At 40.5% G+C, this 1,502-nt stretch carries 2 protein-coding genes; both read left to right on the top strand.

Features of this window, described 5'->3' with window-relative positions:
- A partial coding sequence (locus ACUTSE_RS18105) for a gliding motility-associated C-terminal domain-containing protein (protein ID WP_445641265.1) occupies positions 1-568 on the top strand: 568 nt, incomplete at its 5' end.
- 11 nt (positions 569-579) lie between these two features.
- On the top strand, positions 580-1,502 hold a 923-nt coding region (locus ACUTSE_RS18100), incomplete at its 3' end, for a PorP/SprF family type IX secretion system membrane protein (protein ID WP_445641264.1).

The raw sequence follows: 1,502 nt of genomic DNA, 5'->3' as shown, positions 1-1,502 counted from the left end.
CAACGAGCAAAGCGATGTGTTGTTGACCTTAACTTGGGATGAATCCACTACAGCTGCCAATATGTTAACCAATCCAGAAGAAGAATTACACATTGTTCGCTGGGATGCTAAACAGCAAATTTGGGTTGATGAAGGCGGAGTTGTGGATATGTCTACCAAAGAAGTAACGACAATTGGTACAGTAAAAGGCTATGGTTTTTTCACTTTGGGTACGGTTAAGAAAGACTGGATTTTAGACGGAGATATTGTAATCTACAACTTAGTTACTCCCGATGGAGATGGGAAGAACGATTACTTTATCATTGATAACATCAAGAACTATCCCAACAACAAGGTTGAGATCTTCAATCGTTGGGGCGCTCGCGTTTATGAGACTAGAGGGTATGACCCACATGGAGATGGAAGTACTAATGTTTTCAGGGGGTATTCCGAAGGTAAGGTTACTGTAGATAAAGGAACCAAACTCAGCAGTGGAACGTATTACTACGTGATTACGTATGAGTATACCGATTCCAATGGAAGTCGTATGATTAAAAAGGCGGCGAATTTACACCTTGAAACCAATTAACACCGGAAGCAATGAAAAGAAAAAACACAATCAAGCAGGTTTTGCTTAGCTGTTTAGGTTTGATGAGTATGTATCCAGCCTTGGCTCAACAAGATCCGCAATATACCCAATACATGTATAATCCCGCAACGATCAACCCTGCTTATGCAGGAAGTGTAAATCACTTGCAACTCTTCGGATTATACCGCACCCAATGGGTTGGCTTAGAGGGAGCGCCAAAAACGGCTTATCTCTCTGGAACGACACCTTTGACCGATAACGGTTTGGGAATGGGCTTTCACTTTAAGAATGACCATTTAGGTGTGATGGATGAAAACAGTTTATCGATTGATTTAGCGTATACGGTCAATCTGAATTACCACTATAAATTGGCTTTTGGATTAAAAGCCAGTGGATCACTCTTGGATGTGAATTACGATAAATTACACATCTATGACGGTACAGATCCAATCGCGGAAAACAATATCAGCAATAAATTTTCTGGTAATATAGGTGCAGGGGTTTATTTATATTCCGATAAAGCTTATGTCGGGTTATCTGCTCCTATGATTTTGTCTAATAGTATTTACAACGACAATGATTATAAAGTGATGAAAGAGAAGGCTCACTTTTACGCGATGGGGGGCTATGTATTTGATATTAATCACGACATTCAGTTCAAACCCGCCGCTTTAGTAAAAGTAATGACAGGATCCCCTTTACAAGTTGATGTGACGGCAAACTTTTTGTTCTACAACAAGTTTACCTTGGGGGCGGCGTATCGTTGGGATGCGTCTGTTAGTGGATTGGCAGGATTCCAAGTTACTGATGGCCTATTTGTAGGGTATACGTATGATGCGGATACTAGTAAGCTATCCAACTACCATTCGGGCTCTCATGAGATTTTTATGAAATTTGAACTGTTTAATAACAACAGAAGAAAAGTGGCTCCACG

The organism is Myroides sp. TSA_177.3, assembly GCF_052691955.1.
The sequence above is the reverse complement of the archived record's forward strand: the minus strand, read 5'-3'. Positions and strand labels throughout refer to the sequence as shown.